General features: G+C 65.0%; 13 protein-coding genes, 1 pseudogene and 2 riboswitches. All 14 genes and pseudogenes read right to left on the bottom strand.

The genetic code is table 11. From position 1 onward, the window contains the following. Positions 1-125 (bottom strand): annotated as a pseudogene (locus VGH54_RS12270) (WXG100 family type VII secretion target); the annotation flags it as partial. 195 nt (positions 126-320) lie between these two features. After that, positions 321-605 (bottom strand): WXG100 family type VII secretion target, encoded by a 285-nt coding sequence (locus VGH54_RS12265; RefSeq protein ID WP_331512271.1) that lies wholly within the window; start codon positions 603-605, stop codon positions 321-323. 34 nt (positions 606-639) lie between these two features. Next, a complete protein-coding gene (locus VGH54_RS12260) occupies positions 640-936 on the bottom strand; it encodes a WXG100 family type VII secretion target (RefSeq protein WP_331512270.1) in 297 nt (98 codons plus the stop codon). Between the two features lie 54 nt (positions 937-990). Beyond that, complete coding sequence (locus VGH54_RS12255; protein WP_331512269.1) at positions 991-2259, bottom strand: PPE family protein; 1269 nt, start codon at positions 2257-2259, stop codon at positions 991-993. A gap of 43 nt (positions 2260-2302) precedes the next feature. After that, the gene (locus VGH54_RS12250; RefSeq protein WP_331512268.1) at positions 2303-2602 is read right to left on the bottom strand and encodes a PE family protein; all 300 of its coding nucleotides are present in this window, start codon (positions 2600-2602) and stop codon (positions 2303-2305) included. A gap of 285 nt (positions 2603-2887) precedes the next feature. After that, positions 2888-3058, bottom strand: a riboswitch (M-box (ykoK) riboswitch). Positions 3059-3317: 259 nt separating this feature from the next. After that, on the bottom strand, positions 3318-4604 hold the full coding sequence (locus VGH54_RS12245; protein WP_331512267.1) for a PPE family protein: 1287 nt from the start codon (positions 4602-4604) through the stop codon (positions 3318-3320). A gap of 340 nt (positions 4605-4944) precedes the next feature. After that, a riboswitch (M-box (ykoK) riboswitch) is annotated at positions 4945-5115 on the bottom strand. Between the two features lie 99 nt (positions 5116-5214). Next, on the bottom strand, positions 5215-7047 hold the full coding sequence (gene eccA, locus VGH54_RS12240; protein WP_331512266.1) for a type VII secretion AAA-ATPase EccA: 1833 nt from the start codon (positions 7045-7047) through the stop codon (positions 5215-5217). Between the two features lie 4 nt (positions 7048-7051). Beyond that, on the bottom strand, positions 7052-8230 hold the full coding sequence (gene eccE / locus VGH54_RS12235; RefSeq protein ID WP_331512265.1) for a type VII secretion protein EccE: 1179 nt from the start codon (positions 8228-8230) through the stop codon (positions 7052-7054). Next, positions 8227-10026, bottom strand: a complete 1800-nt coding sequence (locus tag VGH54_RS12230; RefSeq protein WP_331512264.1) for a S8 family serine peptidase — start codon at positions 10024-10026, stop codon at positions 8227-8229. The genes eccE and VGH54_RS12230 overlap by 4 nt, the downstream gene beginning before the upstream one ends. Beyond that, complete coding sequence (eccD, locus tag VGH54_RS12225; protein ID WP_331512263.1) at positions 10004-11518, bottom strand: type VII secretion integral membrane protein EccD; 1515 nt, start codon at positions 11516-11518, stop codon at positions 10004-10006. The genes VGH54_RS12230 and eccD overlap by 23 nt, the downstream gene beginning before the upstream one ends. Positions 11519-11694: 176 nt before the next feature. Then, on the bottom strand, positions 11695-12606 hold the full coding sequence (locus VGH54_RS12220) for an ESX secretion-associated protein EspG (RefSeq protein WP_331512262.1): 912 nt from the start codon (positions 12604-12606) through the stop codon (positions 11695-11697). Between the two features lie 85 nt (positions 12607-12691). Further along, on the bottom strand, positions 12692-12976 hold the full coding sequence (locus tag VGH54_RS12215; protein WP_331512261.1) for a WXG100 family type VII secretion target: 285 nt from the start codon (positions 12974-12976) through the stop codon (positions 12692-12694). Between the two features lie 43 nt (positions 12977-13019). Next, positions 13020-13316, bottom strand: a complete 297-nt coding sequence (locus VGH54_RS12210) for a WXG100 family type VII secretion target (protein ID WP_331512260.1) — start codon at positions 13314-13316, stop codon at positions 13020-13022. Between the two features lie 165 nt (positions 13317-13481). Then, complete coding sequence (locus VGH54_RS12205; protein WP_331512259.1) at positions 13482-13781, bottom strand: PE family protein; 300 nt, start codon at positions 13779-13781, stop codon at positions 13482-13484. Between the last annotated feature and the right edge of the window lie 382 nt (positions 13782-14163).

Raw genomic sequence — 14163 nt, 5'->3', positions numbered from 1 at the left:
CCGGCGATGTTTTGGCTCGACGCCCACATCTTGCGGGCCTCGTCCTCAACGGTTTGGGCGTGCACATCGAAACGGCCCGCCATAGACCGCATCTCGTGCGGGTCAGTCATAAAACGTGAAGGCATGAAAAGCACTCCTTATTTAGAGGTTGTCGTTGGTGTGGGCGTGAACTACGTGATGCACAGGCTACGACCTGGCGATGAACACAGGGCTTCATCCGCGTGACATGTTGCGCCTTTTTGTGATCTTCCCGGCTCCCGAGATGGTTGTGGCCCGCGCACCGGTGGGTGTGCGGGCCACAGTGGGTTGTTGTCTGCGGGTTAGGCCCAGCTGGAGCCGACGGCGGAGTCGGTGCTGTTCATGTTGTTGCCGGCGGTCTGGACTTTTTGGCCGTGGCTGTTGGCTTGTTCGTAGATGGTCTGGAAGTTGCGGCCCAACTGGGTGATGAACTCCTGGCAGGCCACCGATCCCGAGCCGCCCCAGAAGTCACCGGCGGCCAGCACATCGCGCACGATGGACTGGTGCTCGGCCTCCAGCGAAGCGGCCTGGGAGCGGATCAACGCGCCGTGGGCGTCGACATCGCCGAACTGATAGTTGATCGACATAAGTGTTCTCCTAAGACGTGTGAGGGGTGATCGGCTAGCTGGACAGGATCTGCTGAGATGCCTGCTCTTGGCTCTCGTAGTTGTTGGCGTCGCGGATCAGCCCGTCGCGCACCCCGTGCAGCATGTTGACGATGTTGCGGAACGCGGTGTTCATCTGGCCCATGGTGTCGTGGGACGCCATCTGCGCGGTACCACTCCAGCCGGCACCGGCAATGTTCTGGCTCGATGCCCACATCTTGCGGGCCTCGTCCTCGACAGTCTGCGCGTGCACATCGAAACGGCCCGCCATCGACCGCATCCCGTGCGGATCGGTCATAAAACGTGAAGGCATGTCTCTCTCCAATCCTTCGAAATATGTTGTGGTGGTTGGCTAGAGCCGATTCGGTTATCCGACGGCCGCCCACGACGGGACCATCGGCGGGCGGACGAGGAACCGGTTGTCCACGATGCCGGTCGTTGCTCCGGCCCGGGCGCCCATTGCGGCACCCGCCGGGGCAACGCCCGGCACGCCGGTCGCGACCTCAGGAGGCGCGGCCAACGGGCTGCCGCCCAACGCCGAGGCGACGGGCGACGGCGCTGACGGAGCCAGCGCAGACCAGCTCGGGGGCACCGACAACGGTCCGAGCGCGGCTGCGTTGCCCACGCCGGCCGACACCCCGCCGCCGAGTCCCCCGAGCCCGCCCAGGCCTCCCAGCGGGGAGGCAAGCCCGCCGGCGGCGGCGCCGAGCCCGTCGCTCGCAGCCGCTCCTGCGGCGTTTCCGGCCGCACCAGCTGCTTGGCCGCCGATCAAGCTCGTGAAGGCACCCAATGTGTTGCCCGGCGTGTAAAACCCCGATGAAAATATGGTGTTCCAGATGTTTGCGTCGGGTCCCCACTCGCTCCAGAAGCTGTCCAGCGCGGAATTCCCGGAGGACCCCCCAGTCAGCAGATTCCAGATGCCACCGAGCCCCGAGGACGATGACGCCACCGAGGACGATGTCGACGATGCGGGGGACGCCAATCCCTGCAACGTGTTTGGCACGATAGTGACCAGCTCAGACAGCGACTGGCTGCCCGTGCCAGCCGAGGTGGTGGTCGCCTGCGCGACCGCGCCCGACTGGCCTGCCAGCGCACCCGCATTGGTGTTCTCTGTCGGCGCGCTGAGCGGTGTCAGCTGGGTGGCCGCCGCCGACGAGCCCGCGTAGCCGTACATTGCCGTGGCGTCTTGGGCCCACATTTCGACGTAGTGCACCTCGGTGGCCGCGATCGCCGGGGTGTTTTGCCCCAGGAAGTTGGTCGCGATCAGCGACGCCAGCTGAGCGCGGTTAGCCGCGATCACCGGTGGAGGAACCGTCGCCGAAAACGCGGCTTCATACACTGCCGCGGCCGCGTTGGCCTGGTTCGCGGCCTGCTCAGCCTGGGCAGCGGTGGTGTTCATCCATGCCGCATAGGGTGCGGCCGCGGCTGCCATCGATGCCGACGCCGGACCGCGCCATCCATCGCTGGTCAGCCCCGAGACGACCGAGCTGTAGGAGGCCGCCAACGAACGCAAGTCAGCCGCCAAACCTTCCCAACCGGCCGCAGCGGTAATCATCGACCCTGAGCCCGGGCCGGCATACATGCGAGCGGAGTTGATCTCCGGTGGCAGTGCTCCGAAATCCAGCGTTACAGTCATCACCGCACTCCTTCAAGAACTGGCCTTAACTAAGTGGCATCGATCAAGTCGCTGCGATTGCGTTGGCGGCCTCGGTGGCCGCGTACGAATTGGCACTGGCACCCAAAGTGCGCACGAACATCTCATGAACGTCCGCCGCCTGGGCGCCCACCGCCTGGTACATCGCCGCGTAAGCGCCGAATTGCGTTGCCGTCAAGGCAGATACCTCGTCGGCAGCGGCTGGCACGACTCCCGTCGTCGGGGCGGCCGCTGCCGCGTTCTGGGCGGTCATCACCGCGCCGATACCCTGCAGCTGGCTCGCTGCTGAAGCCAGCAATTCTGGCTGTGTGGTCACGAAAGACATCGGAATTCTCCTTTTGCAAAGCAGGCTCAACCCGCGCCGCAGGCATGTCATTGGCACGACAGGATCACGCGCACATGAGTACAGCGCGTGCGTGATAAACGAAGCGGCGCAAGCCGATTCAGATAGTGGAGAGGACGCCGGGGCCGGATCCGGACGAAATGGTCACCGGTCTCGGATACGGACTGTCGCTTGGACTCACTTCGCCTCACCTCCTCGCGGCCAGGGCACACAGGGGTGCCTGCACGGTGCACACGGGACGAGGCGGAGCCGGCAGATGAGCCGGTCGCCGCACCCCTCTCGACAGAGCTTTGGCACTGCACGGCGTATCCGGAGATTCCGGAAGCCACTTGGGCTCAACCCTTAAGCCGGGAGGAGCTGTCCTGACCCTGGGCGTCTTTCGACGTTCGAGGTCAGTGGCCTGTATCCATGCAGACGCCTCACCTAGCGAGGTGCTTGCAGAAGCCATAGTTCCACCGAAATCGGAGGGAGTCAACTTAACGCGTGGGCATGACGTACGGCTGCATCCGGTATAGGGATGGATAACGAGTCGAGGAAACGCCAACTAACGGATCGTGGACTTTGATCGAGATCCGTTGTGGCTGTTCATAAGTCAGTGATGGCGAGCGCTGAGGGCGCCCCCGTCGGCGTCGGCGCCAACATCGACGTCTCACGTGGACTGCGTCGGGCGTGAAGGTCACTGTCCGGCTCCTGTCTGCTATCCGGCTGCCGGTGGATGGGCGACGACGGTGGGGCGGAACCCGTAGCGGGGAGCGGCAAAGCCGTAGCCGCGAGTGCCAAGGCTCCCCGGCGGTATGGCAGGCATACCGGGCATCCCCGGTGTTCCGGACATCTCCTCCAGCCCCGCACCCGGGGGGATCGCCCAGCCTTCCGCTGCAGCCGGCAGCGTGCCAACAGGTTGGGCGGCCGCGGGAGCGGTCGTGGCCCAACTTTGCGGTACCGACACCTTCGCGACCAGTGCGGCGCGACCCATCTCAGCCGAGACCAGTCCGGGTGAGCCCAATGAACCGATCGCCGGGGCGACGTGACCCACGGTGCTCACCGCCGCGGGTGCAGTGGCCGCCGTGAACATGCCCGGATTGAGGCCGCCTACGCCTTGGCCGGCCACCGCCAGGAACCCGATATCAGCGAACGCGCTCGTCACGGCCGGGCTGATGCTGGCCGGATTGAGCCAGTTGCCCGAGAGAATCCCGTTCGAAAGACCAGACGTCAAGAAGCTTCCAACGGCCGATCCGGTCTGGCCGTCCAGCAGATTGAGCAGACCTGCGATGCCCGTCGTGGCCGTATTCGACCCAGGTGCAAAGGGATTGACCGAGGTTGCCGACAGCGGCGACGCGAGCTGATTCAAGGTGTTGGGGAGGGTCGAGACCACCTGTGTCAGCGCCGACTGTGCACCGCTGCCCGCCGAACTGGCCGTCGCTTGAGCCACCGCTCCCCCTTGGCTGGCTGCTGCGGCCGGGCTGGTGGTCTGCGGCGGCGAGCTGAACGGAGTCACCGTCGCCGCGGCGGCCGAAGAACCGGCGTAGCCGTACATGGCCGCAGCATCCTGCGCCCACATCTCGCCGTACAGGGCTTCGGTGACCGCGATCGCAGGGGTGTTCTGGCCCAGCACGTTTGTCGCGACCAGCGCGGCCAATTGGGCGCGGTTGGCGGCGACAACCGCCGGTGGAACCGTCATCGCAAACGCACTGTCAAAGGCAGCTGCTGCCGCCTGTGCTTGGCTGGCGGTCTGCTCGGCTTGCGCGGCAGCTGCACTCATCCACGAGGCATATTGAGTGGCTGCTGCCGCCATTGACGCTGAGGCCGGCCCCCGCCAGGGACCCTCGGTGAGCTCGGAGATCACCGCGGTATGAGAAGACGCCGCAGAACCCAGTTCGGCGGCCAGGCCGTCCCACGCTGATGCGGCAGCCAGCATCGGCCCCGAACCGGGACCGGCATAGATGCGAGATGAATTGATTTCTGGTGGCAATATTCCGTAATCCATTGCAGTAGATCCCCTTAACCCGCGGCAATCGCGATGGCGTGGACGCCGGAGATCATTTCCGGCTGTGTCGTCAGTAAAGACATGGACTAACCCCTTCAGGAAAAGTCCGACCCGGAAACGGGGCCTCGGCCCGCGAGCTGCCGCGGTGCGCCCGACGACTCCATGCAAGCGGAGTTACGTTGTGGCGCATACTAATTCAGTTGACGGAGTCGCTGCGATCCCGGATCGGAACCAAACGGTTCATCGATCTCGGATGTGTTTATGTGCTGGCCCCACCTCCTCCGCCCGTACATGCACGCGGAGGTCGAAGAGAGGAGCATTGCCCGACGCGAAGGGTCGGAGGGCACCCCTCTCGCCGGAGCTTTGGCACTGCACGGCGTATCCGGGGATTCCGGAAGCCACTTGGGCTCAACCCTTAAGCCGGGAGGAGCTGTCCTGACCCTGGGCGTCTTTCGACGTTCGAGGTCAGTGGCCTGTATCCGTGCAGACGCCTCACCTAGCGAGGTGCATGTAACGCCTGTGTGAATTTATGCTGGCAACGCCACAGTACTGCGTCAACACAACACCTGTCAGGGATGTCGGAAAGATTGGCCGGAACTTCCGGCTCCAACTAGTCGCTCTTCTTCTCCGCAACCGCGGCGCTCAGCCCCTCGGCAAGGTCGTCGCGGGTCAACTCCTTGAATCGGCGCAGTTGGTCGTCGTTGAATTCATCGACGTCACTGGCCAACACCGCATCGAGATCCTCGTCGTCGAGGCGGAAGCTGCGGTGATCGCGAGCCTTTTCTACGACGTTGCGGACGAAGCCGGCATTACCCAACGTGTCGATCCCGCGGATCAGATCTCCCTCTTGGGAGATCGTCTCGTCGTCGTAAAACCTGGTGTAGGCCGGCAGCAGAACGTCGACGGCGTCGTCGGTGATCACGTCTTCGTTTTCTCGGCCCATCAACTGGGTCAGCGCGATGAGTTCTTTCGGGTTGTAGCTGTAGAACTCGATAACGGTGGAGAACCGGCGTCGCAGACCCTGGTTGACCTCCAGCATCTTATCCATGGCCTTGGCGTACCCGGCGCCGAAGACCACCAGCTCATCGCGGTGGTTCTCCATGTAGAGCAGCAAGGTGTTGATGATCGCGTTACCGTACGCGTCGCCGGTGGAGTAGCCACTCTCGTGCAGGTTGTGCATCTCGTCGAAGAAGACCGCCCCGCCCCGGGCCTCCTCGAGCATCTCCTCGGTGTTCTTTTCGGCGTCAGCCATGTAGCGGCCCAACAACTTTGAGCGGCTCGTCTCCACCACCAGCGGTTTGCGCAGCACGGTCAAGCCGCACAGCTGCTTGGAAAACGCCCGCGCCACAGACGTCTTGCCCGTGCCGGGAGGTCCCAGTAACAACGTGTGCCGCGATGTAACCGGAACCGGGAGGCCCATTTTCGCGCGGGCCAAGTTCACCTTTGTCGTCGACTTGATCAGCTTGATTTCCCGCTTGGCCTGGTCCATGCCGAGCATCGCGTTGAGCTCGGCATCGCCTTCGTCCAAGTACTTCTTGGCCATCTCGGCGTGGCGCGCGGCCTCCGCCTGCTCGCGGGTCGGCGCGCTGTCCTCATCCCACGGATCCGTCCTGGCCTCAATCGTTTCCGGGTCGGTCAGCACCAGTCGGTAGGTGGCGTTGTCCAACGCCTCGCGTGCCGGCGCGAACTTCGCGTCGCGTGAATAGACCCGGCGTAGGCACTCCACCGCTTCCTCTTCGCGACCCAGGTGCCGCAAGCACATTCCCTGGGTGTACATCGCGACATTGGCCGCACTGGGCACCCGGTCGCCCTCGATCGCTTCCTGCGCACGGCGGGTCGCTTCTTCGAACACCCCGAGCGACGCTAGCGCGGTAGTGGCCATCGCCGCTCCCGCGGCTTTCAGCTCGGGATGACGCCAGCCGGCCCCGGGCGGGAATTGGACGAGCACATCCGGCCAGCGTCCGGTGCGAAAGTGCAGCAGCCCGCGTACGTATTTGATCAGCTCTTCATCGGAAGCATGCTTGGGCGTAATCGAATCCAACAGCTCCGCGGCTTCGGTGTACCGCTTCGCTTCGGTGAGAGCCGCGGCATAGCCGGCAGCCAGCGACTCCACACTGGTGACCGCCAGCTTCAGGAACATTCCGTCGGAAATCTCGGGCCGGAACTCCAACTCGGTTAAACCCAAGCGCCGGATCTCCCAGCCGAACGTCTTGACGGACTGCCATGCGCCGGTGAGCACCTCGATGCTCTGATCGCCGGCCAGCAGCCGGGCCAGCCAGGCGTCGCACATCTGCGGGTCGAGACTGGTGGCCGTCGTGAACATTCGCAGGGCCACTTGCGGATTGTGGCTGGGCTGAAGCCCATTGACCGAAATGCCGGACGCAAGGAGCCCCGCGACCATCGCATTGCGGGAGTCCGGCGCGTTGGTCTGCGGTCGGGTCATTCTCTCATCGTAAGGCTTCGGAGCCGCTCGCCTGAGGCTCGGCCACTGCGCCAACCGGGACCAGGATGTCGTCGCGGAGCCCCAACGTGCGACTCGGCATCGGCAGTGGGCGACGCGACGTCGGCGCCGGCAGGCTGGCGGCCACCGCGCCCAGCTGGCGCCCGGTCAGCCGGTTCAGTCCGCTGAAAGCCTCTTTACGCAGGCGCTTCTCGCTGTGGTAGCGCACCCACACCGACACGTCGGCCTCGTGGCCCTCCGCGATGATGCGGATCGTCATGACGGTGACGTCGGCGTCGGTGAGCCACAGCTCCTCGAGGGTCTCGCTGGTGATGTCGCCAGGTGAAACCCAGAAGCTGGTCACGTACCCGTCCGGGGTCTTCAGGTAACGCCAGAAGGGGCGAACGTGCGCCGGCTGGAGCCCGGCCAGCACAGCATCGTCCACATCGACGATCTCCTCGGCGGTCAACGGCTTGGCGGCGCAGCTGCGACCGTCGAGATCGTGTGCCAGCCGCTCGGCGGCGGCAGCCAGAGTGCAGGCCACCGAATCACGGGCCGCGACAGCGCTCACGTTGTGCAGCGGGTCCATCCGCAACACGAGCCAGGTGTCGCGCTCGTCGGTCGGGCGTCGATCGCGGCCGGCTCCGAAGTCGTCGCGATCGGCCGATTGAACGCCCTTGGCGCCATGACGCGTTCCCACCGAAACGATGTCGACGCTATCCAGACGAACGTCGAACTGCCGCAACGACGTGATCACAGCCTCCAGCGGGATGGACGCCGCCAACGCGTCCCGATGGCGATGCCGGCCCGCTTCGCCTGAGCCGTCGACGGCGATCACGGCGATCAGCTGGCCGTCGTGCTCGCGGACGCCCACCGTCTCGCGGCTGAATTGGCGACGGTGATCGACCGCCGGGGTGCAACCGACAGTGAGCGCCTCCGGGTCGGCGTACCAGTTACGGACCCGGGCGATCGGCGCCGACGAAACGGGCACTCCCCCGTTGGTGAGCAGAGCGACGACGGTGATGATCACCGCCAAGCCGACACCGATCCACAAGGTGAGGTTCCGGTCGGCCTGCCAGGAATCGGGCAGGTGACTCGTAATGACCAGCAGCGCAACGTCAATGAGGAACACAGTGGTTACCCGCGCCCACGACAGGGACAGCCCGTACTCGCGTTGTGCCTTCATTCCTGTCTCCCTGTTTTTCGCATCAGGACCGCTCCGCCGACAACCAGACCGGCAAGCAGCAACGCACCACCCAAACCGCCCGCGGCAACCCACACCGGCGCCATGTTGCGTGGGGCGGGGGCCGGCGGGAGCTTCAGCGGCTTCGCCGAATCTTTCGGCAGGACAGAGCCATCGGGCACGTCCCAGGTCAGCGCGGCAACCGGATCGACGACCCCGTAGCCGACTTGGTTGTCCACCCCGCGAGCAGGTGCCCTTGCGGTGCGAATCAACCGGTTGATGATCTGGTGCGACGACAGTTGGGGGTATTTCGCCCGCACTAACGCCGCAACACCGGACACAATCGCGGTCGAGAAACTGGTTCCGGACGGCACCAGCAAGGAGTTGTCCGGCCCGTCAATTGCGTTGATCAGACTGTCATCTCGCGGCGAGAGCCCAACCACGTCGGTACCCGGAGCCGCTATCGACACCCACGGTCCGGCCACACTCAGCTTGTCCATCGGCGCGCCGGAGGCATCCACCGCGCCGACGGTCAAGACGTAGTCGCTGAACCACGACGGAGTCACCACTGTGGTCACGCCGTTCCAGTCGCGAGTATCGCTGGGGTGCAACGGATCTACCAACGGGTTTTCTTTGCAGTCGCGCTGACTGGTGTCACCCGCGGCCGCGACGATGACCGCATCTTTGTCGACCGCCGCGTAACGGACCGCGGCACCCAGGTCAGGCGCGTCGATGAGGCTGCGCGCACTCATGCACATCACCTGCGAGATGTTGATCACCTGTGCGCCCATGTTGGCCGCATGGACGATCGACCGCGCCATGCTGAAGATGTAGTCGCGCTTCTGCCGAGTCTGTGGATCCTCGTCGCCGGTGTAGGCGTCCTTGAGGCCAAAAGCCTGACTGGACTGGCGGATTGAGATCAGGTCGACGTCGGGCGCGATGCCGCTGTAGGCGTCGCCCGGCGCCGGTGGCGGCGGTGGGTCCAGCGGCGGCGGCGCGGCCGGTCGCGGGTAATCCACGGAGACGACCTGACCGTGCTTGCCGCCGGGGAAGCCGGGCAGCACTGCTTTGCCGTGACCATGGTTGGCCGCACCGGGCGACTGGTTGGGCGCGCCGGGCGCCTGGTTGGCCGCGCCGGGCGCCTTGGGCGCCGGCGGACACCACGGGCATGCCGGAGCTTCCTCCGACGGCGACGCGGGCGGCGCCGGAACCATCGTGATGGTCTGGGGCGGCGGCGGTGCCACGCTGATCGTCTGTGGTGGCGGCGCCACCGGCGGTGGTTCCCTGGTCGGAACCGGAGGTGGTCGCCGCGGTCCCGGCGCTTCGGGAATTCCCGCACTACCTGGCGAGGCGGCGATCATCGACGCCACGAGCGTGCCGTGCGCGTCGCAGTCGGAGAGGCCGTCACCGCCGCCCATCACGTAGTCGCCGCCGGGAGCCAGGTGCGGCAACCGCGGGTGCGGGGTCACGCCGGTGTCGATGATGGCAACCCGCACCCCGGCACCCCGTCCGAAGCGCCACGCCTCGGACAGGTTGAGCATGTCCATGTACTTCGGCTGAAGTCGAAAGTCGCTGCCGGGCAACACCCCAACCTCGGTGCAGTACGAGTTCTGCTTCATCGGCTGGGAGGGTCCAGGCGCGCTGTCCGACGGCACTGCAGCCGGGTCGATCCCCGGCGGGTTGATCGCGTAAGCGGGCGACCCGGACAGTGCGACCGAAGCCACGATCAGTGTGGTGGCGGAAACTGCGGCCGCACGAAGCGGCCGCAGTTTCCGACTACCGGTACCGGATCGCTGCATAAACATTCATCAGCCACAATGCCAGCGGGAAGATCGGCATCAGGCAGAGGTATTCAACCCACTCAACGAGCTTGCGGAACAGCGGGCTGTAGATGGTGTTGGGCACTGTCGCCGCTGCCGTCAGCCCCGCCGCGGGAATGAGCACCGCGAGGCCGGCTGTCACACACACCGCGGCCGTCGAGGACAACACCAGCGAGTAGCGCACGATGACAGAGCCGACGATCAGGACCGAAGTGACCGCCAGAATGATGGCCTGCCAACGGTCCACGTATGAGCGGCCACGCAGCATCAGGAAGCCGGCAGTGGTGGCGACCAGCAGCAGCGGCAGCCAGCGGTTCGCCCCGCGGGGGTCGGAAACCCCGGCCAAGGACACGATCGTCAGGATTCCGAAACCGACCAGCAGACCGGTCAGGAACGATCGGGCGCGCTCGGCGCGCAGGATGACGTCCTGGATGGACTCGGGGCCGGCCAGGGTCGGACGGCCGCCGTCGACGCCGTGCGTCACGGTGGTCGGCAGGTCAGGTCGGGCCTCGAACACCCAGCGGCTGGTAGCCGAAGGGAAGACCGGCAGCCGGATACCGGACAACCAGCGGGACATCGCCGGCGCGCTGTGGTAGCCGAACACACACACCAGCAAGATGGTGGTCAGCAGCGTCACCGCTCCGGTGTTGAATGCCATCCGCGCCAGGCTTGCTATCGTCGCCGCCAGCGTGACGGTGACGATAGCGGTACCAGTTCCCAACCGGCGGCCGGTGAACCGCATGATCAGCATCGCTGCGACGCCGGCGACCGCGAAACCCATCACAGCGTGAGGCGAGCCCACCGGTCCGGGGGGTGTCGACGCGGCGGCCACCGCAAGCGGCGCGATCCCGCTCCACAGCAGGATGTCTCCGGCGCGGCGGTTCTGCACGGTGTGAGCGCGGTTCAGGATGAGCAGCGCCACCGTGAACACCAGCACCGCGATCACGAAGGCGTAAGGCGCCGGGACCCAGGAGTCGTGGTGCAAGCGGAACCAGCCGAGCAGCAGCGATGCCATCAGCACACCGGTGCCGACCATCGCCGCTCCGACCTGGATGGCCACCGAGGGGTTGATCGAGGAAAACCGCTTGCTGAGGTTGACCGAGACGGCGGTCGAGATGTGCTCGATGACCTGCGAGCGGTGCTCGGTGTCGTCGACGAACCGCAGCCACAGCCGGTCGCCGTCGTAGACGTCCTGCTCAGTCAGCGACTGGGTGGCCCGCAACGGCGTGCCATCGACCAGGCACAGCGCCCAGCGGCCGCGCTGCTTGGCTTCCAGCGCCGCCAAGCCCAGTTCCCGCAGTCGGACGTTGACGACCTTCAGAAGTGGGTCGACCATCACCGAAACCGGGGCGTTGGCGTCCAGCAGGACACCGATCTGCACGCCCTCGCCGGCGATGATGCCGATTACGGCCGATTGTGGGGACGCGACTGCCTCTGTGCCTGACTGAAGCGCTTCAGCTACTGCGGTCATCCCTGCACCCCTTTGTCGACGGATTGTGGGTCCATGTCTGTCTTGCCTCGCTATTTGGAATTGTGACGTCGCGTCCCAATTGTTGAGCAGATTCTAGAGCATTCGGCGGCATCCGCACCTTTGCTGAAGCCTGCACCGGAAATCCTTGCCGTGCGCTGTATCTCCGTAACAATCAGTTAAACTCTGCTGTGAGTCTTCCACTCCCCGTAGGGAAGTGTTTCCAAAACCGTCTTCACGCCCACCTGTACTAGTTGCGGAGTGGCAGGGCAGATCGCCAACCACGCCTCGTTCGAGCCGGCGGTCCGCGCTTGCTGATACATCGCGATCCGGCCACCCGACCCATCCTTCAACGACAGCACCGAGGCGCTCGGCGCCTTGTCGTCGTCCCGGTATTGCCGTGCATATACCGCCGCCTCTGCACCCGGGTCCGACAGCGCCTGGCCGAGTGCGGCGACGGTCGCTGCGCTGATGCCCAGCCTGCGTAGATCGCCGCCGGAGAAGACGTTGAACCCGGAGCTCTGCCAGGCTTTCGTGATTTCAATCATTTCGTCGAGCGGCACGTTGACGGCGTTGATCGCGGCCGGCTCGGCGTGGTGGATCGACTCCAGCGCATCGAAGACCAGGGTTGCGATCGAGGTCGTGTCGGCGATCGCGACATCGTCGACCGTGATCTCGTCGCCGACTCGGACGGCCGACACCCAGTGCTGGCCGCGACGCGCCAGCAGCACGCGAAATTCGTTGTCCGGGATGTCGCGCGAGCCCACCTGCTCCTCGGCGCCACCCTCTTCTTTCTCCTTGACGCCATAGAGCAGTTTGCCGCGGGACAATAGCGCGACGATTTCAAGATCGGGTGCGGCAAGGACGCGCATTCGGGCGGCTACCGCCTCATTAACCGTCTCGCCATCCACGATGCCCTGTTCGCGCATGATCGCCATGCCCGGGTGCTGGTTGAGCCAGTCCATGGAATCTGTGGAGACGAATGGTCGACACCGCAATTCGGGTGCGACGTGGCGAATGTCCAGCAACGCTTGCAACATCCAGAAACCCTCGACATTGACGGTGATGTCGGTGCGTGTGCTCTGGTCCATTCGCTTCTCTCGGGTAGATGTTTCTGCTATCGCACGACGCGGCAGCACACCTGAATCGGTGTGCTGCCGCGCCCTGCGTTGACTGTTAGGCCCAGCTGCCGCCGACGGCGGAGTCGGTGCTCGACATGTTGTTGCCGGCGGTCTGCACCTTCTGGCCGTGGCTGTTCGCCTGCTCGTAGATTACCTGGAAGTTACGACCCAACTGGGTGATGAACTCCTGGCAAGCCACGGAACCCGAGCCGCCCCAGAAGTCACCGGCAGCCAGCACATCGCGCACGATGCTCTGGTGCTCGGCCTCCAGGGAGGCAGCCTGCGAGCGGATCAGCGCGCCGTGGGCGTCGACATCACCGAACTGGTAGCTAATCGACATTTATCTTTCCTCCTGTGTGTGAAAGCTTACGCTGGTCAGCGAGCTAGCTGCTCAGAATCTGCTGAGAGGCCTGCTCTTGTGATTCGTAGTTGTTCGCGTCGCGGATCAGCCCATCCCGGACACCGTGCAGCATGTTGACGATGTTGCGGAAGGCGGTGTTCATCTGGCCCATGGTGTCGTGGGACGTCATCTGAGCGGTACCGCTCCAGCTGGCGCCAGCGATGTTCTGGCTCGACGCCCACATCTTGCGGGCCTCATCCTCGACAGTCTGCGCGTGCACGTCGAAACGGCCCGCCATTGACCGCATCTCGTGCGGGTCAGTCATAAAACGCGTAGGCACTTACTTATCTCCTTGCTTGTGTAGTGATCGATTAGAACGAAGGTGCTAGTCGGACCGGTTACCGGAGGTAACCGCCGACCTGGAACACACGGCTGATCCCCCCTTTCCCGCGTGATGGCTGCCACCGCATGTGGCGCCACAGTGGGATGGCTTTCATTGGTGCACTCAGCCCGCGGCGGCTGCGTTGGCAGCCTCGGTGGCGGCGTACGAACCTGCGCTGGTTCCCAACGTGTTGACAAACGCTTCGTGGATCGCTGTCGCCTGAGCGCTCACTGCTTGGTAGAGCTGCGCGTGGGCGGCGAATTGAGCGGCGGTCAAGGCCGAAACCTCATCGGCCGCGGCCGGAACGACGCCCGTCGTCGGAGCCGCCGCAGCCGCGTTTTGGGCATTCAGTCCCGAGCCGATTCCCTGCAGGCTGGTGGCCGCCGCTGAGAGCGCCTCCGGCTGAGTGGTTACGAACGACATTTGGGCGTCCCTCCTGAGTCATTCCGGCGATGTGTTCGTGCATGAGAATAGACGCGCGCACGGCTCTGTGCTGGAGCAGTAGCTGGGTGTTTGCAACTGTTCACCCGGCGGCAACAAGTGTTCATCTGCGGTAACAGCTGAGTAACAGGGGTAGCTCCGCAGGTGCCCGGTCAGCAGCTCGAAAGGGTTCCTGAAGTGCTCAAATGCGTTTGGTCTCGGTCGGGCGCCGGGCTCGGCGTCGTCATCGGCGCTGTCGCACGTCGCGGAGCCGTGGACGAGGCGGCACACCGGCGAGGCGAAAAAATCTAACCGCGGATAAACCCGCACCGGCTGCACTCACGCGGCCGCCCCTGTGGCGGCCACCTCAGAGTTCTGCTCCAAA

Origin of the sequence: Mycobacterium sp. (assembly GCF_036488105.1) — a bacterium.
Classification (GTDB): domain Bacteria; phylum Actinomycetota; class Actinomycetes; order Mycobacteriales; family Mycobacteriaceae; genus Mycobacterium.
The sequence above is the reverse complement of the archived record's forward strand: the minus strand, read 5'-3'. Positions and strand labels throughout refer to the sequence as shown.